Genomic DNA, 19,325 nt, shown 5'->3' on the forward strand with positions numbered 1-19,325 from the left:
ATGGGAAACCGGGAGCCGAACGCCACTCTGTGACCGAAGCCAAGGCATCAGGGTCACGCATTGGAGACTGGTTCAGAACCGAAGGACGGCCCTGTCCAGCGGAAGGAAGAACATTGAGCCGATCGGCGAAAATGCCGATCAATAACCAACCGAACCCAAGGAAAAGCCGCCAATCGAAGGCGTTTCGCCCCTTGTGTTCTTTCATTGGAGACTATCAATGAAGATCATCATTGCCGCAGTGGCATCGCTCGCGTTTGCCGGCTCGGCCTTCGCCGCTGTGTCGTCCGCGCCTGACGAAAAGCAGACAGCCGTCAAGACCCACATCGGTCTTGAACTGGCCTATGGCCGGAATCGCATGAACGCTATAAGTCGTGATGGACCTCCAGCCTCGGAAAAAAAGGCACAGGATAAACGTGGGGCTGCATCGAGTAACGGTAAGTCTTTTTACAACGGCAACTGAATTTTAGGAAAGGGCGGCCTCGGTCGCCCTGATTTCCGGATATTTTCACCCATGGTCGGGCGCACGCCCTTGGCGTATTTGCCCTGGCCCGAAACCCTATGTAGCGCATCGAACACCGGCGCGCGTTCCGCGGGCGTTGTTTCAAACCAGTGAGGGCAACACGGGCACATGAACTGGGCAACGAAAAATCCGCTGTTAGCCCTTCCAAAACGATAACGCCCAAGGTACTGAAAACGCCCAGTGCGGGCGTGGCGAAACTGGTAGACGCAAGAGACTTAAAATCTCTCGGCCTCGGCTGTGCGGGTTCGATCCCCGCCGCCCGCACCAGATGGCTGTTGCGGAAAGTGCTTCACGCGCAACACAGCGCGCCTACCCGCTCACCGGATGGCCCTACGTAAGTCCGCCTTTAGTTGGTGTGCCGCTTAGTGGTAGTAGAAGCAATCGCATTCGGCCCGCTGAGCATCATCGTGCCAGACCCTGACCGCCAGTTTCGTGCAGGCTCCCTTGTCCTCTAACCGCAGGCCAAGCAGGGAAACCGCTGCCGCCTTAGGGTTGAGTGCATCGACTTCAATTGCCGACCCTACCTGTTGCACGCCATTGCGGGCGGTCCAGGTGAAGATCTGAACGCTGTAGTGTTGCATTGAAAATCCTCCGCTATGCAGATGCAGTGGACGCAATACTCTTGCAGAAGCTTACGTGGAACGGACCGATCAAATTGTCCGAAAAGTCTGTCAACCGTCTTCGACGGTTGCCTCGGGTCGGTCACCGCCATCGGTATGCTCGAAGTGCCAGTCGCCTTTTTCGTCCTGGAAACTGATATCCTCGTCGTCGCCGCCGACCTGCTGTTCAGCCGCTGCGGCCTTGGCGGCCGCCAGCGCCATTTCTCGGCTGGGAAAGGGTTCCGAAAAAGCGTCGGCTGCCTTGTAGGCCCAACCGCCGTCGTGGGGAACGATGGAGTACGTGATGCGCGCCATGCTTCTCTCCCTGCACTCCGAAAGGCAATCCCGCCTTTCGCGGGCCGTTACCGCCCGGCCCAATATTCCTCCTCGTCAATGGCATTCTCATGCCGAACGGGGCGGATATTAACACAGGAATAGGCCGATAGGCCACTTTCGCGAATCAGAATGTGACAGGCCGTGCAACAACGAAAAAGCGGCCCTTTGCGGGGGCCGCTTTCCTTGTGATCTTTCAAGTCTTTTCCGTGGCTTAGGCTGACAGCTTCGTCGCAATCTTGGCGACATGCGCACCCTGATAGCGAGCGGCATCGAGCTCGACCGCCGAAGGCTGGCGCGCGCCGTCAGCGCCGGTGATGGTCGAAGCGCCGTAGGGCGAACCGCCCTTGATCTCTTCAAGACCCATCTGTCCCTGGAAGGCATAGGGAAGGCCGACGACGACCATGCCGTGGTGCATCAGGGTCGGAATGAAGCCGAGAATGGTTGTTTCCTGGCCGCCATGCTGCGTTGCCGATGACGTGAAGGCCGAGCCTACCTTGCCGACCAGCTTGCCCTGCGCCCAGAGAGACCCGGTCTGGTCGATGAAGTTGCGCATCTGCGAGGCAACGGTGCCGTAGCGTGTGCCGGCGCCAAAGATGATGGCGTCATAGTCCGCCAGTTCGTCGATAGTTGCGATCGGTGCGGCCTGATCCACCTTGTAGTACGATGCCTTGGCAACGTCTTCCGAGACCAGTTCGGGAACGCGCTTGACGACGACGTCGGCACCTGCCGATTTGGCGCCTTCCGCAACCGCGTTGGCCATCGTTTCGATGTGTCCATATGCCGAATAGTAGAGAACGAGAACCTTGGCCATAAATGCTCCTTTGGATTCAGGCAATTCCGCTTGATTACCGTCGTCTGCAGGATTTATCAAAATGCGTCCGGTTGCCAGGAGCCGTACGGTCAACAGAGCGTCCTCAATTCTCGAACAATCACCTGATGCTACTGAACAATCATCTCACATAAGCAGGATCGCCAATGAGCAGCCCTAAGATCGTTACTGCCGCCATGGTCGCCATTGGCGACGAGCTGCTGTCCGGCAGGACCAAGGACAAGAACATCGGCCATCTCGCCGACATGATGACGATGGTCGGGATCGATCTGCGCGAGGTCCGCATCGTTCCCGACGAGGAAGCCTCGATCGTCGACGCCATCAACGCCGTGCGCGAGCGCTATGACTACGTCTTTACGTCTGGTGGGATCGGGCCGACCCATGACGACATCACGGCCGACGCGGTCTCGAAGGCTTTCGCTGTAGACTGCATCTATGACGAACGAGCCATGACACTGCTCGGCGCGATGTACGAACGCCGCGGCATGGAATTCTCGGACGCGCGCAAGCGCATGGCGCGCATGCCGGAGGGTTCCCGATTGATCCCCAACCCGGTCTCCACCGCACCGGGCTTTGCCATTGGCAACGTGCACGTGATGGCCGGCGTGCCACAGGTGTTCCAGGCGATGCTCGACGCGATCATGCCGGATCTGCAGACCGGTACGCCGTTGCTCTCGCAATCGGTCCGCTCGCCCTATGGGGAAGGCGACATCGGCACGCCGCTGACCGAAGTGCAGAAGAACCATCCGGAGACGAGCATCGGCTCCTACCCCAAATTCGACGGCAAGGTCTTCTCCACCGACATCGTCGTGCGGGCGCGCGATCCGCAGGCTTTGTCGGCGGCCGCTGCCGATGTGCAGGCAATGATCGATACGATCACCGCCTCCCGCGCCAAAGTCTGACGGCCGGCGGGAGGAGCCGGCAGATGTGGAAGGATGCGAAGCTCTTGCGCACCGGCCGTCATTGCCGCTATTGCATGTCGGCAAATCAGGATGAAGCGTCAGCGCCTGCCCGATCTGCCGGATGCTTCGCCTTTACCTCGTCCAGACAAGCCGGAGCCCAGAAATGTCCCTGCCCGATAAAGCCTTCCCCGTTTCCTGGGATCAGTTCCACCGCGACGCGCGCGCGCTTGCCTGGCGGCTGGCCGACCAGGGGCAGGAATGGCGTGCCATGGTCTGCATCACGCGCGGCGGACTCGTGCCGGCGGCCATTATCTGCCGTGAGCTCAATATCCGCATGATCGAGACGGTGTGCATCGCTTCCTACCACGACTACGACACGCAGGGACAGATGAAGGTGCTGAAGGGCATCGCGCCTGAGATTGCCAAGGATGGCGGCGAAGGCGTGCTGATCATCGACGACCTGACCGATACCGGCAAGACGGCAGCCGAAGTTCGAGCCATGCTGCCGAAGGCACATTTTGCCGCCGTTTACGCCAAGCCCAAGGGCCGGCCGATGGTTGACACGTTCGTGACCGAAGTGAGCCAGGACACCTGGATCTACTTTCCGTGGGATCTGGGCTTCACCTATCAGGAGCCGATCGCCAAGGGAACGCGCGGCTAATAATCAGCTAATGCCAACATGTACGCCCTCGGCTCGCGCCAGCGAACCGAGGGCTTTTTTTACAACGCCGAACGCTTCAGCCAAGCGGCGGGATCGACGTCACCAAGGTTTCGGCCGTCAACCCCGGTCCGGCACGCGCACCGGCAGCACCATGGCGCCAGACACCGGCCGCGGCAGCCTCGAAGGCCGGCATGCCCTGCGCCAGATGCGCACCGACAATGCCTGCGAGAACATCGCCGGATCCCGCCGTTGCCAGTGACGGCGGGGCGTTGGCGTTCACGGCAACCTTCCCATCCGCCCCCGCGATGACGGTATCGGCTCCCTTGTAGACAATTGTGGCGTGGCTGATCCGCGCCGCCGCCTGGGCCTTCTCGATCTTCGACAGCTTTTCGTCGCGAGCGATCTCGGGGAAGAGCCTGGCAAACTCGCCCTCATGCGGAGTCATCACCACCCTGCCGGCCGCAACCGCCAGCCGCTCGAACAATTCTGACCTGCGCTCCTGAAACGACGTGATGCCGTCCGCATCGAGAACCAGCGCGCGGTCGCAAAGTTGTAGCGCAAAGTCGCACGCTCGGTCGCCAACGCCGAACCCGGGCCCGAGAACAAAAGCGCCGAGCCTTGTGTCCCGCAACCAATGCTCCAGGTCCTGCCGATCATCGATCTCCCTCAGCATCACCGCCGTCAGTTGTGCCGCATTGATATCAAGAGCCGATTTCGGTGACGCCACCGTCACCAGACCGGCCCCGGCGGCAAGACCGGCCGCTGCCGACAGCCGCGCGGCACCAGTCGCCTGAGCTCCTCCCGAGAAGACAACCAGATGGCCACGGCGGAACTTGTGGGTCGACGCGTCAAGCCTTGACGCCTGATCTGACCAGAGCGCCGGCGTGTTGAGGCGCCAGCCGCCGCCTTGCGCCTGCACGATGCGAGCCGGTATGCCGATATCGACTACGTCAAGCGCGCCGGACAGGGAGCGGCCGGGAAGCAGCAGATGACCCGGCTTCCTCGCCATGAAGGTGATCGTGTGGCTTGCCGCGAATGCCGCCCCCCGGATTTGCCCGGTTCGACCGTCAACGCCGCTCGGCAGGTCGACGGCAATGACGGGCACGCCCTTAGCGTTGATCCTTTCAATTACTTGCACCACCTGTTCCGGCAGATCGCGCGAGAGCCCTGCGCCGAAGAGTGCATCGACGACAACATCTCCAAGATGCGGCACGAGCGAAGCAAGCGGATCTATCGCGCCATCCCACAGTTGCCGTGCACGGTCCGCATCGCCAGAAAGGGCGGCGGCCGGGTCGCCGAAGGCGAAAACGGCAACGTTCGCACCGCACTCGGCAAGCGCTGATGCCGCGACATAGCCGTCGCCACCATTGTTGCCGGGGCCGCACAGCACGACATAGCGTTGTGCCTGCGGAAACAACCTGAGCACTGCGGCAGCCACTGCCAACCCGGCGCTGCGCATCAGCAGGAAGCTGTCGATCCCCGATTGCGCGGCTGCCAGGTCTATAGCCGCCATTTCGGCCGGCGTAATCAACACGTCATGAAGCGAAGAGTGCATGCCTCAGACCTAACGCTCTGCGCCGGCCAACGGCAAGTGGCACGCACAAAATGCTATCTGCTCATCTTTGATGCATCTGCACATATTTATTGCTTAAATAACGTGCTTTGATGCCTTCCACGACCAGACCATCGTCGCAAATCCGAGGACACCGGTGGAAAACTTATAAAAAATAGGCAGACCTCCTGGCGGCAAAGGCATGGAAAGCAGCCACCGCTCGTCACCCAAAAGAAATTTTGCCACTCGGCAATCATTTTGCAGAAAAACTGGCATGCAACGTGCATATTGAGCGGCGAGCGGGCATGATCCTGCTTTAAAGGGAGAAGCGGAGAGACATTTTCTCATGAAAAAGATCGAAGCGATCATAAAACCCTTCAAGCTCGACGAAGTGAAGGAAGCCCTTCAGGAAGTCGGCCTGCAGGGCATTACCGTCACGGAAGCAAAGGGCTTCGGTCGACAGAAGGGTCACACGGAGCTGTATCGCGGCGCCGAATACGTCGTGGACTTCCTGCCGAAGGTAAAGGTCGAAGTGGTGCTGGCGGACGAAAACGCGGAGGCTGTCATCGAGGCAATCCGCAATGCTGCACAAACCGGCCGGATTGGCGACGGAAAGATTTTCGTTTCCAACATTGAGGAAGTCATCCGAATTCGTACCGGCGAAACCGGCCTCGACGCCATCTGATCCTCAGGGGCCACTCGGCCCTGCACTTTTCAAACCTCGTCATCTCACACAGGGAATTACTGACAATGACGACTGCAAGCGATATTCTGAAGCAAATCAAGGACAACGACGTCAAGTTCGTCGACCTGCGCTTTACCGACCCCAAGGGCAAGCTGCAGCATGTAACGATGGATGTCGTCTGCGTCGACGAAGACATGTTCGCCGACGGCGTCATGTTCGACGGTTCCTCGATTGGCGGCTGGAAGGCCATCAACGAGTCCGACATGGTGCTGATGCCCGATCCGGAAACAGCGCATATGGACCCGTTCTTCGCGCAGTCGACGATGGTCATCATCTGCGACATTCTCGATCCGGTTTCGGGCGAAGCCTACAACCGCGACCCGCGCGGCACGGCAAAGAAGGCCGAAGCCTACCTGAAGGCCTCCGGTATCGGCGACACCGTCTTCGTTGGCCCGGAAGCCGAATTCTTCGTCTTCGACGACGTCAAGTACAAGGCCGATCCTTATAACACCGGCTTCAAGCTCGACTCCTCGGAACTGCCGTCCAACGACGACACTGACTACGAGACCGGCAACCTCGGCCACCGTCCGCGCGTCAAGGGCGGCTATTTCCCGGTCCCGCCGATCGACAGCTGCCAGGACATGCGCTCCGAAATGCTGACGGTTCTGTCCGAAATGGGCGTCACCGTCGAAAAGCATCACCATGAGGTGGCCGCTGCGCAGCACGAACTCGGCGTCAAGTTCGATGCTCTGGTTCGCAACGCCGACAAGATGCAGATCTACAAGTACGTCGTGCATCAGGTCGCAAACGCCTATGGCAAGACCGCAACCTTCATGCCGAAGCCGATCTTCGGCGACAACGGCTCGGGCATGCACGTGCACCTGTCGATCTGGAAGGACGGCAAGCCGACCTTCGCAGGCGACGAATATGCCGGCCTGTCGGAAAGCTGCCTCTACTTCATCGGCGGCATCATCAAGCATGCAAAATCGCTGAACGCCTTCACCAACCCGTCGACGAATTCCTACAAGCGTCTCGTCCCCGGCTACGAAGCCCCGGTTCTGCTTGCCTATTCCGCCCGCAACCGCTCGGCATCGTGCCGCATTCCGTTCGGCACCAACCCGAAGGCCAAGCGCGTCGAAGTCCGCTTCCCGGATCCGACCGCCAACCCCTACCTCGCCTTCGCAGCGATGCTGATGGCCGGCCTCGACGGCATCAAGAACAAGCTGCATCCGGGCAAGGCCATGGACAAGGACCTCTATGACCTGCCGCCGAAGGAACTGAAGAAGATCCCGACCGTTTGCGGCTCGCTGCGCGAAGCGCTCGAAAGCCTCGACAAGGATCGCAAGTACCTGACCGCCGGCGGCGTCTTCGACGACGATCAGATCGATTCCTTCATCGAACTGAAGATGCAGGAAGTCATGCGTTACGAAATGACCCCGCACCCGGTTGAGTACGACATGTACTACTCGGTCTAAGACCGACGGGTCGGACGGCGGATGCCGCACCCGGCCCGAAACGACGTGGCAAGCCGGCGGGGTTCAAGGGACCCCGTCGGCTTGTTTTTTAGGGGCAACCTGCCGCGGAGGTGTAAGAAGGCAGGGAAGACGTACACGAAGCCGTGCATGGCACCCTATTGATGTTTTGGGTTTGGCAACCCAGATAATCCCTTGAAAGGATGTGTTGCGTCATGAAACAGAGAAACGCGAAATTCGAGATCGGACAGGTGGTTCGCCATCGGGTTTTCCCGTTCCGCGGCGTCGTCTTCGACGTCGACCCGGAATACGCAAACACCGAGGAATGGTGGAATGCCATCCCGCAGGAGATCCGCCCAAGCAAGGATCAACCCTTCTACCACCTGTTCGCCGAAAACGACGACAGCGAGTATGTCGCCTACGTGTCCGAACAGAACCTGGTTTCCGACGAGAGCGATCGGCCGATACGCCACGCTCAGGTCGACGCCCTGTTCGAGAAGGATGACATCGGGCATTACAAGCCCAAGGTGACGTTCCGCCACTAGCGGCCGATACTGCCGCCTCGCCCAAATGAAAAACGCCCGGATTTCGTCCGGGCGTTTCTTTATTCCTGGCGTGGGCCGAAGCGCTTAGTTCTGCTTGGCCGCCTTCTGGGCGTCTTCAAGCTTCTTGCGCGCGTCTTCAGCCTTCTTCTGCATTTCTTCCTGCAGCAGGCGCTGGCGCTCTTCGAGCTGCGACTGTTCGATCGGCTCGCCGTCGAAAATGCCGGTAAAGCCTTCGAGACCCATCTTGATCGGGTTCGGTGCGCGCTGGAAGTTGACGGAGGTGAAGACCACCTCGTTGCCCTTCTTCAGGCTTGCGATCAGCTGGTCGGACAGCGGGGCTTCAGCCACGCACTTGTCGGGCATGCAGATGGCGTAGTCGAGCTTCACCGGCTTGCCGCCGTCGATCTGCATCTGGACGCCGGTCGGGATCAGTCGCGCTGACGGCACCGAAATCTGCAGGACCTTGCGGTTGACCTTGCCGGTTACGGTGATGAGGCCAACTGCGGTGACGAGCTGACCGTTGTTTGCTGTCAGCAGATTCTGAACGATGCAGACATCGTTGTCTTCCTGCTTGGTGCAGACCTTGAACCAACCCTGCGGGGGCTTGCCACCTGCCTGCTGGGCAGATGCAACGCCCGGAACGCCCGCAGCTGCTACAGAAAGCGCCAGCGTTGCCAGTCCCGCACGTTTGGTGAAGTTCGACTTGAAGATCATTGTGATTCCGTCTCCTGAAATCCGGTAACGGAACAATTCGTTCCGCAGGTGAGTATCGTCAGCCGCCGTTGTCCTGTTGGCCAAATAAGGCAAATGCATGACCCCGTTTCCGGAAACACCTGTTACATTGGCTCGTGCGGTTTATCCAGTGTTTCTTGCTTTTTTTTGACCTCTTGCCCGCCGGAATTTGCGTATAGCTTCGGTTGGAATTGTCGACCGGCATTGGTAACGTGCCGGGAATCGGCCTAATGCCACTTCACTGGAGATAACGTTGCGCACAATTCTTTCCGGTCTGGCCATCCTGCTGGCCGCAACCGCATTCGGTGGCGCCGCGACGGCCGCTCCCGTGCATGCCATCTCAATGCACGGCGAGCCTGCCCTGCCCGCGGACTTCAAAAGTTTCCCCTACGTCAACCCCGATGTAAAGAAGGGCGGCAAGATTTCCTACGGCGTGGTCGGGACCTTCGACAGCGTCAATCCCTTCATCCTGAAGAGCATGCGCACGACAGCGCGCGGCATGTGGGATCCAGAATACGGCAATCTCGTCTACGAATCGCTGATGCAACGCTCCCGCGACGAGCCGTTCACGATGTACGGCTTGCTCGCCCAGACGGTGGAATGGGACGACGACCGGACGTTCATTCAATTTAACATCAACCCGGATGCCCGCTGGGCGGACGGGCAGCCCGTAACGGCTGATGATGTCATCTTCACCTTCGAACTGATGCGCGACAAGGGCCGCGTTCCCTTCAGCAACCGAATGGCGAAGGTGGCGAAACTAGAGAAGGTCGGCGACCTCAGCGTCCGCTTCACCTTCACCGAAGATGCTGACCGCGAGCTGCCGCTGCTGCTCGGGCTTTCTCCGGTTCTGCCGAAACATGCAACCGATGTGGCGACCTTCGACCAGACAACGCTCAAGGCCCCGCTTGGCTCGGGCCCCTATCGCGTTGCTGAAGTCAAGCCGGGCGAACGGATCGTCTATCGCCGCAACCCGGATTATTGGGCCAAGAACCTTCCTTCCAAGGTCGGATTCGACAATTACGACGAGATCTCCGTCGAGTATTTCCTGCAGGAAAATTCCCTCTTCGAAGCCTTCAAGAAGGGCGAAATCGACATCTACCCGGAAGGCAGCGCCACAAAATGGGCGCGCGGCTACGATTTTCCGGCCGTGCGCTCTGGCGATGTCGTCAAGGAGACGTTCACACCGAAGACGCCTTCGGGCATGCTGGGCATCGTCTTCAACACCCGCAAGCCGATGTTCGACAACCTCAAGCTCCGCCAAGGCTTGGCGCTCGTCTTCGACTTCGAGTGGGTCAACAGGAACCTGTTCGACAGCGCATACACCCGCACCCAGAGCTACTGGCAGAACTCGACGCTTTCGTTCCTAGGCGCGGCAGCCGATGACCGCGAACTCGGGCTGATCGGCGATGCGCGCGAACAGATCAACCCGGCGATCCTCGACGGCACCTACCGCCTGCCGGTGACGGATGCCTCCGGCCGCGACCGCAATGTGCTGCGCGTTGCCGTCTCGCTGCTGCGCGAGGCCGGCTATCAGATCAAGGACGGCAAGATGGTCGACGCCAAGGGCGCACCGCTTGCCTTCGAAATCATGAGCCAGAATGCCGGCCAGGAGAAGATCGCCCTTGCCTACCAGCGCTTCCTGGCGCCGCTCGGCATCAAGGCCTCCGTGCGCACGGTCGACGATTCGCAGTATCAGCAACGCAGCCAGTCGTTCGACTACGACGTCATTATCAAGTCCTTCCCGTCCACGCTCTCGCCGGGCATCGAGCAGGTGGGGCGCTGGACCTCGCAGTCGCGCGATCGCCAAGGAAGCGACAACTTTGCCGGCGTTGCCGACAAGGACGTCGACCGGATGGTCGAGAACATCCTGCAGGCCAGAACGACAGAAGATTTCACCGCGGCCGTTCGTGCCCATGACAGGTTGCTGGTCAACAATTCCTACCTCGTGCCGCTCTACCACTTGGATGCCCAGTGGGTTGCACGGCGCAAGCATATTGCCCGGCCGGCCACCGTGCCGCTCTATGGCTACCAGTTGCCCGCCTGGTGGGACGCGAACGCCCAATAAAAGGGTCGCTTCCCTCTACAGCGCCGCGCGTCTTCTCAGACGCGCCAGGGTCGCTGCGGCACTTTGAATTGCTGCATGTTTTATCCTTAAATCGAATGCGATTTAAGGATAAAACATGCAGCAGGAACGCATTGAAAGCCCGATGGAACCGGCTTATCTCGCAGCTTTGTCCAAGAGGAAAGGCATCTCACATCATGCAAACCGTCAGCATCGATATCGTCTCCGACGTCGTCTGCCCGTGGTGCTATCTCGGCAAGGCTAGGCTCGACCAGGCGATCGCCGATGTCGCCTCGGAGTTGCAGGTCGCAGTGCAGTGGCGTCCCTATCAGCTCAATCCCGACCTTCCGCCTGAAGGCGTCGATCACAAGCAGCATCTTGCCGCCAAGCTCGGTGGCCAGGCAGCGGTCGACAAGGCGCATGAGACGTTGAAAGCACTCGGCAATGCCGATGGCATCGCCTTCGATTTCGATGCGGTGAAGATCAGCCCCAATACGCTCGACGCGCACCGGCTCATTCGCTGGGCGGCGACCAATGGCGAAGTGGCGCAATCGGCCGTCGTCAGCCTGCTCTTCAAGGCGAACTTCGAGGACGGCCGCAATGTCGGCGATCAGGCTGTTCTGCTCGATATCGCCGCTGAGGCCGGCCTCGACCGGCCCGTTATCGCAGCGCTCCTCAACTCGGATGCCGACAAGGATGCAGTCAAAGAAGAGATCGGCATGGCACGCGAGATGGGCGTCACCGGCGTCCCCTGCTTCATCCTCGACGGGCAATATGCCGTCATGGGTGCGCAATCGGTCGAAGTGCTCAGCAACGCGCTTCGCGAAATCGCGCAGATGAAGGCTACCGCTTGATTCCCTTAAATCGGAAGCGATTCAAGGAAGTACGCAGAAAAGCTAAAGCAATGGCAAGTCCTCTCGCGCCGCCAAAGGAACAGCGGCGCGAAGGCGATTAAACCTGTTTCGCCAACCCTGCGAGCTGCGTCATCACCATCGCCGCGCCCGAGAGGCGCTTTTCCGGCGTAACCAGCTCGCGCTGGAAGAAGATGCTGTGATCCGGCCTGATCTTCGCCAGCGTGCCCTGCTTGGCGATGTAGCCGACCAGCGCTGCCGGGTTCGGGAATTCCTTGTTGCGGAGCTGCACGACGACGCCCTTCGGGCCGGCATCGAGCTTTTCGACATTGGCCGTGCGGCAGAGCGACTTGATATAGACGATCTTCAGGAGGTGCTGCACCTCGATCGGCAGCGGGCCGAAGCGGTCGATCATCTCCGCGCCGAAACCGTCGATCTCCTTGAGGTCCGTCAGCTCGCCAAGGCGGCGGTAAAGGCCAAGCCGCAGATGCAGATCCGGCACATAATGTTCCGGGATCATCACCGGCGTGCCAACAGAGATTTGCGGCGACCAGCCGGTATCGTGGACCTCTTCCTCACCCTTGAGCTCAGCGACCGCTTCCTCGAGCATCTGCTGATAGAGTTCGAAGCCAACTTCCTTGATATGGCCGGACTGTTCTTCGCCGAGCAGGTTGCCGGCGCCGCGAATGTCGAGGTCGTGGCTTGCCAGCTGGAAGCCGGCGCCGAGCGTGTCCAGCGACTGCAACACCTTCAACCGCCGCTCGGCCGTTGCCGTCAGCGTCTTGTTGACCGGTAGCGTGAACAGCGCGAAGGCGCGCACCTTCGAACGACCGACGCGGCCGCGAAGCTGGTAGAGCTGCGCCAGGCCGAACATGTCGGCACGATGCACGATCAAGGTATTGGCCGTTGGCACATCGAGGCCGGATTCGACGATGGTCGTCGACAGCAGAACGTCATACTGCCCTTCATAGAAGGCGTTCATGATGTCTTCGAGTTCGGTTGCCGGCATCTGGCCGTGGGCGACGGCGACCTTCAGGTCCGGTACATCGGATTTCAGGAAGTCATGGATCTCCGAGAGATCGCTGAGGCGTGGGCAGACATAGAAGCTCTGGCCGCCGCGATAATGCTCGCGCATCAAGGTCTCACGGATCACCAGCGCGTCGAACGGCGAAATGAAGGTGCGCACCGCCATGCGGTCGACAGGCGCCGTGGTAATGAGCGACAGTTCGCGCACCCCGGTCAATGCCAGTTGCAGCGTGCGCGGGATCGGTGTCGCCGACAGCGTCAGCACATGCACGTCCGACTTCAGCTCCTTCAGCCGTTCCTTGTGCTTGACGCCGAAATGCTGCTCCTCGTCGATGATCAGCAAGCCAAGGTTGGCGAAATTGACCGTCGTTCCGAGCAGGGCATGGGTGCCGACCACGACATCGGTCTTGCCATCAGCTACTTCCTTCTTGGTCAGCGCCAGTTCCTTGGAGCCAACAAGGCGCGACGCCTGCTGGATGCGGATCGGCAGGCCGCGAAAACGTTCGGTGAATGTCTTGAAATGCTGCCGCGCAAGCAGCGTCGTCGGCACGACGACAGCAACTTGAACCCCATTCATTGCCGCGATGAAGGCCGCCCGCAGCGCAACCTCCGTCTTGCCAAAGCCGACGTCGCCGCAGACAAGGCGGTCCATCGGCCGCCCGCTGCCAAGATCCTCGCGCACGGCATCGATCGAACTCAGCTGGTCCTCGGTTTCGTCATAGGGGAAGCGCGCGACGAATTCGTCATAGGCTCCATCCTGGGCCACCAGCACGTGCGCATGCCGGGTGTGGCGCTCGGCGGCGATGCGGATGAGACCGCCCGCCATATCGAGCAGACGCTTCTTGAGCTTCGCCTTGCGAGCCTGCCAAGCGACGCCACCGAGCTTGTCGAGAATCGCATCGGTCCCTTCGGACCCGTAGCGGGACAGGAGCTCGATGTTTTCGACCGGGAGAAAGAGCTTGGCGTTGTCGGCATAGACGAGTTCGAGGCAATCGTGCGGCGCGCCGACCGCTTCGATCGTGCGCAGTCCGACGAAACGGCCGATACCGTGTTCGGCGTGCACCACGTAGCTGCCTTCATCAAGGCCCGCGACCTCGGCAATGAAGTCGGCACCGCGCTTGCGCCGCTTGGAGCGGCGGACCATGCGATCGCCGAGAATGTCCTGCTCGCCGATAACAACGAGATCACCCGTTTCAAAACCCGCTTCAAGGCTGAGGACCGCCGCTGCGGCTTCGCCTGACTTCAGCGTGTTGACGTCGGCCAGCGCCTTGATCTGGCGAATATTGCCAAGGCCATGTTCCACGAGAACCTGCAGCAGGCGGTCGAGAGACCCCTCGCTCCAGCCTGATACGACGACCTTGAAGCCTTTGGAGCGCTTCTCAGCGATGTATTTCACCGCCTGGTCGAAGACGTTGACGCGATCGCTCTCCGCCTCGCCTTCGCCGGCGCTCTTTGCCCAGCGCGCACCTTGCCGCGCATCGACGGTGACGACCTGGCGGACCTCGCCTTCCTGCTCGTTGAAGGGCGTGAGCCGGACGGCGCTGCGCTCGACTAGCGCCGCCGTAAATCCTTCCGCGTTCAGATAGAGGAACTCAGGCGGCACCGGCTTGTAGGGCGTGCCCTGAGTGGCCAGCGACCTGCCCGGCGACGCTGCCGTGTGGCGGGCATCGTAGTAGTCGAGAATGAGCTTCGACCGTTCGGCTGCGGCTTCCCGCGCCACATGGTCGGTGACGATGCGAAAGCCTTCGAGATAATCGAAGACGGTCTCGAGGCGATCGTAGAAGAGCGGCAGCCAATGCTCCATGCCGGCGTAACGACGCCCCTCGGAAACGGCCTGGTAGAGCGCATCATCGCGGGTCGTGGCACCGAAGAGCGACAGATATTGCTTGCGGAAATGGCTGATGGTTTCCGGCGTCAGCGACACCTCGCTCATCGGGTTGAGGTCGAGGGAGCGGACCTGGCCGGTCGTGCGCTGGCTGGCCGGATCGAAGGAGCGGATGGTTTCGAGCGTGTCGCCGAAGAAATCGAGCCGCAGCGGATCGCCACTGCCGGGAACGAAGACGTCGAGAATGCCGCCGCGCACGGCATATTCGCCGACTTCGCGAACGGTCGCCACGCGCTCGAAGCCGTTGCGTTCCAGACGCGCCGCGACATCGTCCATGCGCACCTGGTTGCCGGGACGCGCGGAGAAAGCGAGGCTTTCGATCACATCCTGCGGCGAAATCTTCTGCAGCGCGGCATTGACCGTCACCAGCACGATCGCCGCATGCGGCTTCTTGCGGTGGGCGATCAGAGCGCTGAGGGCCGCAAGCCTGCGCGCCGAGGTATCGGCACTCGGAGATACCCGGTCATAGGGAAGGCAGTCCCACCCAGGCAGGGTCAGGACCGGTATATCGGGGGCAACGAACCCGAGGACCTGCTCCAGGTCGGCTATGCGCTGGCCATCGGAAAGAATGTAGGCGATCGGCGCACCGGCGCGGGCCAGATCGGCAAGCACCAGCGCTTCGGCGCCGGATGGAACCGGGCCAATCGTGACTTCACGGGTCGCGGCGACAATCTTCTTCGGGTCAAGGCCAGCCAGCATCGATCTACTTCATCTCTTCGGGGAGCCGCTCGAAATTGGGGCGGTAGGCCGCGATGCGCGTAAACATCGGCGTCTGGTAGCGTTCGGGCACCGGCTTTTCGCCGATGATCCACCTAACGAGATCGTTGTCTTCCTCGCCCATGATGATCTCAAGCTCGTCCAGTTCAATGTCGGACAAGGCGGAAAGCTCGGCTTCTGCAAACTGCCCGAGGATCAGGTCCATTTCGCGTATGCCGCGATGCCAGGCACGAAACAGGATCCGGCGGCGACGCGGATCGAGATCGGCGCTGGTGCGTGAAATGCCAGTCATGGAGATTCCTTCCTGCCGTCCGCGGAGGTACGGTTTGTCGTCATTGGGCTCTATAAACGCTGAATAGATGATTGTCAGCCTTGCAAAACCCCGAATTGTCGTCGCAATTTCATTGCCATGCGCCCTGCCCTGCTCGACCCGCTCTTTTCACCGCTCAACACCCTACCCGGCATCGGCCCGAAGATCGGCGAGCTATATGCCCGACTTCTCGGCCGCGAAAGCATCGAAGACTGCCGCGTCGTCGACCTGGTTTTCCATGCGCCGCATTCGCTGATCGATCGACGGCAGCAGCCAGGAATCGCCAATGCGCCGCAAGGCGTCGTCGTCACGATCACCGGCCGCGTCGATCGCCATCAGCCTCCACCGCCGGGCAAGCAAAACCTGCCCTACCGTATCTTCCTGCATAACGACACCGGTGAACTGGCGCTCACCTTTTTCCGCGTCAAAGGCAACTGGCTGGAAAAATCGCTGCCGGTCGACGAAACCGTGATTGTCAGCGGCAAGGTCGACTGGTTCAATGGGCGGCCGTCGATGGTTCACCCGGACTATATGGTAAAGGCCAGCGAGGCGGACAACCTGCCGCTGGTCGAACCGGTTTATGGCCTGACGGCCGGTCTCTCCGCCCGCATCTTGCGCAAGTCGATCGAGGCGGCCGTCGCCCGCGTGCCTGACATGCCCGAGTGGATCGACGGTGCGCTTGCGGACAAGCAGGGCTTTCAAAGTGCCGCCGACAGCTTCCGCGCTCTGCATGAACCTCGCGACGCCACCGATATCGACCCGCAGGCGCCGGCGCGCCGACGGCTCGCCTATGACGAATTCCTGGCCGGCCAACTCTCCCTGGCCCTTGTTCGCCAGCGCCTGCGCAAGGTTACCGGGACGCCGGTGCATGCGACAGGCAAGCTGTCAGGCCCTGTCACCGCCGCACTGCCCTTCTCGCTGACCACGAGCCAATCGACTGCGATTGACGATATCCTCAAGGACATGGCCGGAAACGACCGGATGTTGCGGCTGCTGCAGGGCGACGTCGGCTCCGGCAAGACCATGGTTGCACTGATGGCGATGCTGGCGGCGGTCGAATCGGGCGGCCAGGCCGTGTTGATGGCTCCGACGGAAATCCTCGCCCGGCAGCATTTCGCGACGCTGTCGAAAATGGCTGCACCCGCAGGCATTACGATGGATGTTCTGACGGGACGCACCAAAGGCAAGGAGCGCGACGCGATCCTGGAGCGCATTGCCTCCGGCGAGACGCGGATCGTGGTCGGCACACACGCCCTGTTCCAGGATACGGTCAACTACGACCGGCTGACGCTTGCGGTCGTCGACGAACAGCACCGCTTCGGCGTCCACCAGCGCCTGCGCCTGACCGCCAAAGGCATCTCACCCCATATGCTGGTGATGACGGCCACGCCGATCCCCCGCACGTTGGTGCTAGCGGCCTTCGGCGACATGGATGTCTCCAAGCTGACGGAGAAGCCGGCGGGTCGAAAACCCATTCAGACGGTTACCATCCCGACCGAGCGGACCGACGAGATCGTCGACCGCCTCGCTGCAGCCCTCAAGGAGGGCAAGAAAGCCTATTGGATCTGCCCACTCGTCGAAGAATCCGAAGCGATCGACGTCATGTCAGCGGATGAACGTTATCAGGGTCTCTCCAAGCGCTTCGGCCGGGATGTCGGTCTCGTGCACGGCCGGATGAACGGCGCGGAAAAAGACACCGTCATGCTCGCCTTCAAGAACGGTGAAATCCGCCTGCTCGTGGCCACGACCGTCGTTGAAGTCGGCGTCGACGTGCCGGATGCCACCATCATGGTGATTGAACATGCGGAACGCTTCGGCCTGGCGCAATTGCATCAGTTGCGCGGCCGCGTCGGCCGTGGCGACGAAGCATCGACCTGTATCCTGCTCTACAAGAGCCCGCTGGGTGAAACCGGCCGGGCAAGGCTTTCGATCCTGCGCGACAGCGAAGATGGCTTTCTGATCGCCGAGGAAGATCTGAAGCTGCGCGGCGAAGGCGAACTGCTGGGAACGCGCCAATCCGGCACGCCCGGCTTTCGTATCGCCAGCCTCGAAGCGCATCGCGATCTGCTCGAAATCGCCCGCAAGGACGCGGCCTATCTGATCGAGCGGGATCCTGATCTTACATCGCCCCGTGGGGAGGCGCTTCGAACCCTGCTCTATCTCCACCGCCGCGACGAAGCGATCCGCTTCCTGCGCGCCGGCTGAAGCCTCAGGCGCTCTTCTGCTGGGCGATCTGGAGCGGTGGAGCGTTGGCGAGCGGCTTGTAGTCCGGTGCGACGAGACCGCCAGAAATCAAGAGCTTGGCCGCATCCTCGGCGCTCATTTCAAGCGGAATGATCTTGTCGCGGGGTACGAACAAAAGGAAGCCAGCGGTCGGGATCGGTGTCGGTGGCAGGAACACGGTCACCATATCCATGCCACGCTCGGAGAATTTGGCGGCGACTTCGCCTTTGACATCCGTGGCGATGAAGACCAGCGACCAGAGGCCGGGGCTCGGATATTCGATCAAGCCCGCCTTCTTGAACGAGGACGACTGCTCCTGCAGCACCGTCTGGAAGATCTGCTTCAACGACTTGTAGATGGTGCGAACGAGCGGCGTCCGGCTGACGAGCGATTCGCCGAAGGCAACGATCGAGCGACCGACCAGATTGGCTGTGAGGAAGCCCACCAAGGTGATGACGATGAGTGCGACCAGAAGCCCGAATCCGGGAATAGCCACAGGCGAATAGGTATCCGGATTATAGAAATTCGGCAGGTAGGGCTTCACCCATCCATCGGCCCACTCGATGAAGGTGCGCACCAACCAGACGGTGATGGCCAGCGGCGCGCAGATAATCAGCCCCGTCAGGAAATAGTTCCGCAACCGGGTCGCAATATAGCCGCTCTTCGAATTTTCGCCCATGCCTCTTCCGTTTAAACCTCACTCAGTGCCGAAAGCCGGATGATAGGCAACCGTACCTGTCGGTACCGCGCCGGAGAAGGCCAGCGCCATGAAGTATTGCGGCGCACAACCTGGGAATACAAGTGAAGATTCGTGTCGGAATCTGAACTTTTGGTAATAGTCGGGATCGCCCACGACCACACAGCCCAAGGCGCCGTCAGCGGCAAGCATCGCTAGCCCTTCGCGGATGAGCCGACTGCCAATCCCGTTTGCCTGGCGCTCCCGCATGACGGCCACCGGGCCAAGCCCAAACCAGCCTGCTGCCGGCGGCGTAAGGGTCACCGGCGAGAAGGCAACGTGGCCGACGATCTGACCTTCCTCTTCGGCGACGAGCGAGAGCATCAACGCGCCCTCGCCCCGAAGGCGTTCGATGATGAAGGGTTCGCTCTGGTCGCTGTGCGGGTGCCCCTCGAATGCGGCGGCCGTCACGTCGTGGATCGCCTGTTCGTCGCCCGCTCGCTCCGGCCGTATGATGATCATTCGACCGTCACCGATTTTGCCAGGTTGCGCGGCTGGTCGACGTCGGTGCCCATGAACACGGCCGTGTGATAGGCGAGCAGCTGGATCGGCAGCGAGAAGATCATCGGCGCAATGATCTCGTCGACATTCGGCAGAACGATCGTCGCCATCGTCTCGAGCTTCGAGGCGGCCGCCCCCTTTTCGTCGGTGATCAGGATGATGCGTCCACCGCGGGCTG

18 protein-coding genes, 1 tRNA gene and 2 pseudogenes are annotated in these 19,325 nt (G+C 60.8%); 10 read left to right on the forward strand and 11 right to left on the reverse strand.

Features of this window, described 5'->3' with window-relative positions; all coding sequences use genetic code 11:
* Positions 1-205 (reverse strand): annotated as a pseudogene (locus C6558_RS40555) (hypothetical protein); the annotation flags it as partial.
* A gap of 12 nt (positions 206-217) precedes the next feature.
* Between C6558_RS40555 and C6558_RS40160 the strand changes: the two are divergent.
* Positions 218-460, forward strand: a complete 243-nt coding sequence (locus tag C6558_RS40160; protein WP_158269013.1) for a hypothetical protein — start codon at positions 218-220, stop codon at positions 458-460.
* Positions 461-702: 242 nt separating this feature from the next.
* A tRNA-Leu gene (locus tag C6558_RS38025) sits at positions 703-787 on the forward strand.
* Between the two features lie 95 nt (positions 788-882).
* Here C6558_RS38025 and C6558_RS38030 read toward each other — a convergent pair.
* The 3 genes from C6558_RS38030 to wrbA form a co-directional block, all read right to left on the reverse strand.
* Positions 883-1,101 carry a hypothetical protein gene (locus tag C6558_RS38030; protein ID WP_025427022.1) on the reverse strand — a complete coding sequence of 73 codons (219 nt, stop codon included), beginning with the start codon at positions 1,099-1,101 and terminating at the stop codon, positions 883-885.
* A gap of 90 nt (positions 1,102-1,191) precedes the next feature.
* Complete coding sequence (locus tag C6558_RS38035; protein ID WP_025427021.1) at positions 1,192-1,434, reverse strand: DUF2188 domain-containing protein; 243 nt, start codon at positions 1,432-1,434, stop codon at positions 1,192-1,194.
* Between the two features lie 232 nt (positions 1,435-1,666).
* Positions 1,667-2,266: an NAD(P)H:quinone oxidoreductase gene (gene wrbA, locus C6558_RS38040; RefSeq protein WP_025427020.1), complete on the reverse strand. Its 600-nt coding sequence runs from the start codon at positions 2,264-2,266 to the stop codon at positions 1,667-1,669.
* Between the two features lie 164 nt (positions 2,267-2,430).
* On the opposite strand from wrbA, the gene C6558_RS38045 reads away from it, so the two are divergent.
* The gene (locus C6558_RS38045; protein ID WP_025427019.1) at positions 2,431-3,186 is read left to right on the forward strand and encodes a competence/damage-inducible protein A; all 756 of its coding nucleotides are present in this window, start codon (positions 2,431-2,433) and stop codon (positions 3,184-3,186) included.
* Positions 3,187-3,349: 163 nt separating this feature from the next.
* Positions 3,350-3,847 (forward strand): xanthine phosphoribosyltransferase, encoded by a 498-nt coding sequence (gene gpt / locus C6558_RS38050; RefSeq protein ID WP_025427018.1) that lies wholly within the window; start codon positions 3,350-3,352, stop codon positions 3,845-3,847.
* Between the two features lie 76 nt (positions 3,848-3,923).
* On the opposite strand, the gene C6558_RS38055 is transcribed toward gpt, so the two are convergent.
* Positions 3,924-5,402 carry a bifunctional ADP-dependent NAD(P)H-hydrate dehydratase/NAD(P)H-hydrate epimerase gene (locus C6558_RS38055; protein ID WP_057209392.1) on the reverse strand — a complete coding sequence of 493 codons (1,479 nt, stop codon included), beginning with the start codon at positions 5,400-5,402 and terminating at the stop codon, positions 3,924-3,926.
* Positions 5,403-5,745: 343 nt separating this feature from the next.
* Between C6558_RS38055 and C6558_RS38060 the strand changes: the two genes are divergently transcribed.
* The 3 genes from C6558_RS38060 (at position 5,746) to hspQ (ending at position 8,101) form a co-directional block, all read left to right on the forward strand.
* Complete coding sequence (locus C6558_RS38060; RefSeq protein WP_025427016.1) at positions 5,746-6,084, forward strand: P-II family nitrogen regulator; 339 nt, start codon at positions 5,746-5,748, stop codon at positions 6,082-6,084.
* Positions 6,085-6,149: 65 nt separating this feature from the next.
* Entirely contained in the window at positions 6,150-7,559 is a 1,410-nt protein-coding gene (glnA, locus tag C6558_RS38065; RefSeq protein WP_025427015.1) for a type I glutamate--ammonia ligase, read from the forward strand.
* A 212-nt stretch (positions 7,560-7,771) separates the two neighbouring features.
* On the forward strand, positions 7,772-8,101 hold the full coding sequence (gene hspQ, locus C6558_RS38070) for a heat shock protein HspQ (protein ID WP_025427014.1): 330 nt from the start codon (positions 7,772-7,774) through the stop codon (positions 8,099-8,101).
* Between the two features lie 84 nt (positions 8,102-8,185).
* Here hspQ and C6558_RS38075 read toward each other — a convergent pair whose 3' ends face one another.
* Positions 8,186-8,815 (reverse strand): invasion associated locus B family protein, encoded by a 630-nt coding sequence (locus tag C6558_RS38075; protein WP_057209395.1) that lies wholly within the window; start codon positions 8,813-8,815, stop codon positions 8,186-8,188.
* Positions 8,816-9,086: 271 nt separating this feature from the next.
* On the opposite strand from C6558_RS38075, the gene C6558_RS38080 reads away from it, so the two are divergent.
* Both C6558_RS38080 and C6558_RS38085 read left to right on the forward strand, forming a co-directional pair.
* A complete protein-coding gene (locus tag C6558_RS38080; protein ID WP_084815147.1) occupies positions 9,087-10,901 on the forward strand; it encodes an extracellular solute-binding protein in 1,815 nt (604 codons plus the stop codon).
* A gap of 194 nt (positions 10,902-11,095) precedes the next feature.
* Positions 11,096-11,752, forward strand: coding sequence for a DsbA family oxidoreductase (locus C6558_RS38085; RefSeq protein WP_025427011.1), 657 nt, complete (start codon positions 11,096-11,098; stop codon positions 11,750-11,752).
* A 97-nt stretch (positions 11,753-11,849) separates the two neighbouring features.
* Here C6558_RS38085 and mfd read toward each other — a convergent pair whose 3' ends face one another.
* Positions 11,850-15,359 (reverse strand): transcription-repair coupling factor, encoded by a 3,510-nt coding sequence (gene mfd, locus C6558_RS38090; protein ID WP_057209398.1) that lies wholly within the window; start codon positions 15,357-15,359, stop codon positions 11,850-11,852.
* 4 nt (positions 15,360-15,363) lie between these two features.
* Complete coding sequence (locus C6558_RS38095) at positions 15,364-15,669, reverse strand: succinate dehydrogenase assembly factor 2 (RefSeq protein WP_025427009.1); 306 nt, start codon at positions 15,667-15,669, stop codon at positions 15,364-15,366.
* Positions 15,670-15,786: 117 nt separating this feature from the next.
* On the opposite strand from C6558_RS38095, the gene recG reads away from it, so the two are divergent.
* Complete coding sequence (gene recG, locus C6558_RS38100) at positions 15,787-17,892, forward strand: ATP-dependent DNA helicase RecG (RefSeq protein ID WP_084815146.1); 2,106 nt, start codon at positions 15,787-15,789, stop codon at positions 17,890-17,892.
* A 4-nt stretch (positions 17,893-17,896) separates the two neighbouring features.
* On the opposite strand, the gene C6558_RS38105 is transcribed toward recG, so the two are convergent.
* The 3 genes and pseudogenes from C6558_RS38105 to C6558_RS38115 form a co-directional block, all read right to left on the reverse strand.
* On the reverse strand, positions 17,897-18,589 hold the full coding sequence (locus C6558_RS38105) for a DUF502 domain-containing protein (RefSeq protein WP_025427007.1): 693 nt from the start codon (positions 18,587-18,589) through the stop codon (positions 17,897-17,899).
* Between the two features lie 18 nt (positions 18,590-18,607).
* Complete coding sequence (locus C6558_RS38110) at positions 18,608-19,105, reverse strand: GNAT family N-acetyltransferase (protein WP_025427006.1); 498 nt, start codon at positions 19,103-19,105, stop codon at positions 18,608-18,610.
* Positions 19,105-19,325 (reverse strand): annotated as a pseudogene (locus C6558_RS38115) (SIS domain-containing protein); the annotation flags it as partial. The pseudogene C6558_RS38115 and the gene C6558_RS38110, both read right to left, overlap by 1 nt.

Source organism: Ensifer sp. NM-2, from assembly GCF_003024455.1.
GTDB lineage: Bacteria > Pseudomonadota > Alphaproteobacteria > Rhizobiales > Rhizobiaceae > Ensifer > Ensifer canadensis.